The organism is Moorena sp. SIO4G3 (assembly GCF_010692305.1).
Taxonomy (GTDB): domain Bacteria; phylum Cyanobacteriota; class Cyanobacteriia; order Cyanobacteriales; family Coleofasciculaceae; genus Moorena; species Moorena producens_A.
Window position 1 is genome coordinate 1 of sequence record NZ_JAAHIG010000559.1, and the last position, 4,123, is coordinate 4,123.

At 39.8% G+C, this 4,123-nt stretch carries 6 protein-coding genes; 3 read left to right on the forward strand and 3 right to left on the reverse strand.

Going from position 1 to position 4,123, the window contains the following annotated elements; genetic code table 11:
• Positions 1 to 855 (reverse strand): glycosyltransferase family 39 protein (locus tag F6J99_RS42645; protein ID WP_293122880.1); only part of this gene is annotated, 855 nt, incomplete at its 3' end.
• Between the two features lie 171 nt (positions 856 to 1,026).
• A complete protein-coding gene (locus F6J99_RS42650; protein WP_293122883.1) occupies positions 1,027 to 1,560 on the reverse strand; it encodes a DUF1295 domain-containing protein in 534 nt (177 codons plus the stop codon).
• 846 nt (positions 1,561 to 2,406) lie between these two features.
• On the opposite strand from F6J99_RS42650, the gene F6J99_RS42655 reads away from it, so the two are divergent.
• Positions 2,407 to 3,078 carry a hypothetical protein gene (locus F6J99_RS42655; protein WP_293122886.1) on the forward strand — a complete coding sequence of 224 codons (672 nt, stop codon included), beginning with the start codon at positions 2,407 to 2,409 and terminating at the stop codon, positions 3,076 to 3,078.
• A 176-nt stretch (positions 3,079 to 3,254) separates the two neighbouring features.
• Here F6J99_RS42655 and F6J99_RS42660 read toward each other — a convergent pair whose 3' ends face one another.
• Entirely contained in the window at positions 3,255 to 3,404 is a 150-nt protein-coding gene (locus tag F6J99_RS42660) for a hypothetical protein (RefSeq protein ID WP_293122889.1), read from the reverse strand.
• A gap of 139 nt (positions 3,405 to 3,543) precedes the next feature.
• Between F6J99_RS42660 and F6J99_RS42665 the strand changes: the two genes are divergently transcribed.
• Together F6J99_RS42665 and F6J99_RS42670 are read left to right on the forward strand one after the other, a co-directional pair.
• Positions 3,544 to 3,849, forward strand: a complete 306-nt coding sequence (locus F6J99_RS42665; RefSeq protein ID WP_293122891.1) for a MerR family DNA-binding transcriptional regulator — start codon at positions 3,544 to 3,546, stop codon at positions 3,847 to 3,849.
• Positions 3,782 to 4,114, forward strand: coding sequence for a recombinase family protein (locus F6J99_RS42670; protein ID WP_293122894.1), 333 nt, complete (start codon positions 3,782 to 3,784; stop codon positions 4,112 to 4,114). The genes F6J99_RS42665 and F6J99_RS42670 overlap by 68 nt, the downstream gene beginning before the upstream one ends.
• Positions 4,115 to 4,123: the final 9 nt, after the last annotated feature.

The following is a 4,123-nucleotide window of genomic DNA, read 5'->3' on the forward strand; positions in this document are numbered from 1 at the left end:
CTCTGGTACTTGAATAGTTGTCCAATGGGTTTTATGCTGAATGATAGCTAAGTTAGTAACCACTACAACTAACCAAGGGGAAAAGGCTAGAAACCCTGCAACAGATGCTATAAAATAAGCAAAACTAGTTTTATTAAGGCGAAAACGTTCTAGAATAAAGACATAAATTACATGTCCAATAGCCACAAATATAGAAAAGAGAAACGTGTAAAGACTAAGTGCCAATGTGACACCATAGATTACCCATGACCAGAGGTAGTGTGTTACTTTTCGACTATTCTTGGTTTTTCGGATAGCTCGTAACAGAGACGCGCAAGATAAGATAATAGTCAATGTCCATAGACTATATTCCCGTGCTTCTTGAGCGTAGAGCACATGAAAGGGAGATACCGCTAAAAGTGCCACAGCTACCCATCCCACTAAAGGGGATTCAAATAATTCTAAGCACAGCCAATAGATAGCTGGAAAAACCAGCAGGCTAAACAGAACAGATAAACCCCTAGGGTGATTGACAGCAGCACCAAATAGCTGCCGCCAATACCGCGCCATTAAATAATAGAGGGGTGGATGTTCTGGATTTTTAGCTAAGGCATTAATAGTATCCCCTAAATCTTTTTCAGGATTGGGATGCTGATACTTTTGTAAGTCTTCAACCCCAATCACCCTACCATCAAAAACTTCCTTAATTACTTCATCTCCGGTGTAGCCAGAACTCCGAATTGAGGTATAAACCTCATCGTGCCAGTATATTTTATGGTTTAGATTGAAGCAGCGGAAGAAGATTCCTAGCAGTAAAAGGACGATAATTAAAAATCGCCATCTTAGGGAAAAATACTGCTTAGATGGTTTCGTCATATATTAAATTTGTGCTTGGGATTCCATTCACCAGTATTTTAGATAGAAAGGTCTTAGGTTAATGGTTTTTTGTATTTAATCCCTACTCCCTACTCCCTACTCCCTACTCCCTAATCCCGCTCAACCCAGGGCTTTGTACTTCACCGAATTGAGAAATGCTATAATTTATGACTACCTGGTTTTTTGGGCCAAATCTGGCTCGTTTGGATTGGAAGTAGTAGCTAAAAATAGCTGTGGTAGTAGTAGTCCAGAATTAGCTTTGTAGTCAGCAAACTCTGGATAGCGGGAGAGAGACTTATCTTTTTTGAGCATATTGGGAATAAATATACCTGCGATAAAACCTGCCAGAATCAAAAAGGGTAGCCAGTGCTGAGCTAGCATGGCAAAAGCAGAGTAGATCAGGATTTCTCCCAAGTAGTTTGTGTTTCGACAGCGAGCAAAGAATCCTTCTGTTATTAATCCAGAACGATACTTGAGAGTATAGTATTTCTGGGCATCACTGGCATAGGGTCGAAAAACTCCCATGACATTAATCGAAATGGCAGCAGCTACCAGGGGTAAGGGAGGCTCAGAACCACTGCTAATCAGAATAAAGGGAGCAACCCAGTAGAGCATTATTATTCCGGAGCCAAGAATTCCCATGCCAATAGGTATTTCTTGCTCCCACTGCTTGTCTGGATAGATACGGTCTTTGAGTAGCCACATCACCCCATAGGTACCATGGAGGGCTAGGTAAACCCATGGCCCAAGGGTGAAATTCTGCTAGACAACCATTAATCCCAGCACTACTGGAGCGGTAAGTGCTTTGAAAAGATTGATGAAGTGTTTGATTTTCATAGGTAGGGTGTCTTGTAGATTAAAGGCTTGCTAAGTCACTACCGTAATTATACGGAAATTTGTGATCGTTTTTCCAGAATTAACGGCTCTATCAGTGGATTGAAATTAGTGTTCAGGAGTAAGTGAGTAACTACCTGGACATACATTATAGTAACTGTGTTAACTTTTTTAAAGTGACTCAATCTCTTACTGTTCAAAGTTTCCAGTTTTATAGTTTATAATTTATCTAGTCAACATTAATTTAATACGTCTACTGATCTTTAAGGTTATATTACTACCGTAATTATACGTAAAATAGTCATTGCTTTCATAAAAAATCACAAATAAATTAAGTATATTAAATACCTTAAATGTATCAATAAATACTTGCTTATTTCAGGATATTTTCTTAAAACAATTCGCGTAATACTCAGTATTTTGTCTTAAAAATAGTCTAATTGATAGAACTATGATTTATGATCAACTAGAACGTTTACATTTGATTTGTGAACAAAGAACCCTCTTTAAATAAGAGTTTTAGCTAGTTTAGCGTTCACGAATCATTTAGAAACGCGCTTAGTAGTTCTCGATCGGGTGAGGTACTTTCCTCTTTAGTTTTAGGGAGCAGGGATTAAGGAGCAGGGAGCAAGTCATAAAATTTATTTAGATGTACCTCACCCTTACTATGAAACGCTATAGCTCAGGTTTAATCAACGAAAGCACTTTAAAACTATTATGTTGATCATTGATAAAGAAGCAGCTACTCAACAAGTTGAGTGGCTGGATAACTCTACAATTATTTTCCAAAATCAACTATTCACTAGAGGTTTTGATATTTTTCCAAATGCTTATAAAAAAGCATTCAAGTTTTGTTTGTGTAAAATATCTGAGGAATCTCAGCCTCTGTATTTGCTTTTAGAACATCCACATTTTTTTACACTTTGGATGGAGCAACAAAAAGGAATTTTATCCAACGAAATTTTTAGTTTTCCAATAAATATTGTTCAACCTAAATCCACGGATTCGTTATCACTACAAGCAGCTAGATATAAAGCGGAAACTCTTAGACATCTTGATGGTGAAGAATCCAGAAATCATAACCAGTTTTCTACGGCAGTTTTACCTGATTCACTCCCGGAAGATATTTCAGCTTCCAAAGCTTCAGTAGTTACTGAAAACGTCGGATACTGGTACAATTCAACAGAATCTGATTCCCCGGAAAATTCAAAAGTAGCTACTGGTCATCTCAATCAAGACCAAGAGATTCCGGAATCTGAATTTCAAGTGCATCCTAGGTGTCAGCAAATTACTGAGCAATGTCTTAAACGGCTGTCTAAAAATAAATATCGAGGAATTTATTACCAGGAGCAAGATTTCTTGATCCAGCTACGGCAATCGGAGTTATAGCGCTACGCGCAAGGGCAAGAGGCAAGAGGCAAGAGGCAAAAGTTTACTACACAAGGTTTTGCTGCTTGTATCAATGTCCTAACTTTAATGCGTAGTGCTATATCTCCCAATTCTGAGGCATTGGATCAAAAAGGCTCTAAAAAAACCTATTGAGGGGTTCCTTACTAAGTTTGATTTTAGACAATTAGATGGTTGAGGGACTTTCGTCCTGGGCTGCGCGGGAGTAGGGAGTAGGGAGTAGGAAGCTTCGGAGCCACCCTTAACCCTTCCCAACAGGCACCGGCTTTAGCCAAGAGGGACAAGAGATCCTCAGTTTTATTGTCCATTAAAGACCATACAGGTTTACATCTCAAATACAACCCTATATCATGATCGGCAAAAGATAGAAGTATCTTTTTAAGGCAATCTCCGGCAGTTCCCGGCAGTATCTGTTAGTATATATAAAGAATCGCACCAACAGAGACTATGAGGTATGTCCCACCCAGGAAAGCCCGCGAAATCCTCGGAGTATCTGAACGAACACTCAGGTACTGGGAGCAGGAGGGCAAAATCAAAACCATTAGAACCCCAAGTAACCAGCGACGTTATGATGTCGATTCAGTGCTTGGAGAAGTCAAGAACAAACCAACAATTATTTACGCGCTAAGTCTCTACCAGAAGACAAAAAGAAGACCTCGAAAGGCAAGCGGCGTTCCTTCAAAAGATGTTCCCGAACGGGGAAGTCATCAAAGATATCGGTACAGGACTCAACTACCGCAGAAAAGGTCTTAAAGCCTTATTGGGACGAGTTTTGTCAAGAGACGTCAGCGAAATTGTGGTCGCTCACAAAGACCGGATGGCAAGATTTGGATTCGAGCTTATCGAATGGATTTGTGAACAGAACGGTTGCAGAATCGTGGTTCTCGACCAGTCAAATCTATCTGATGAACGAGAGATGGTGGAAGACGTGCGACGTGAAGTCGTGCGTATAGTGGAACTCATTCCACAAGAACAGAGGAGCCGTCTCCTCCAGGAAATCCTTTCTTCCTGTTCCTAGGTAAAAGAG

Bases quoted from the DNA above. Each gene is read 5' to 3' on its own strand.
- F6J99_RS42655 (WP_293122886.1), top strand. From the start codon at position 2,407: ATGTTGATCATTGATAAAGAAGCAGCTACTCAACAAGTTGAGTGGCTG.
- F6J99_RS42670 (WP_293122894.1), top strand. From the start codon at position 3,782: ATGTTCCCGAACGGGGAAGTCATCAAAGATATCGGTACAGGACTCAAC.
- F6J99_RS42665 (WP_293122891.1), top strand. From the start codon at position 3,544: ATGAGGTATGTCCCACCCAGGAAAGCCCGCGAAATCCTCGGAGTATCT.
- F6J99_RS42660 (WP_293122889.1), bottom strand. From the start codon at position 3,404: ATGGACAATAAAACTGAGGATCTCTTGTCCCTCTTGGCTAAAGCCGGT.
- F6J99_RS42650 (WP_293122883.1), bottom strand. From the start codon at position 1,560: ATGTGGCTACTCAAAGACCGTATCTATCCAGACAAGCAGTGGGAGCAA.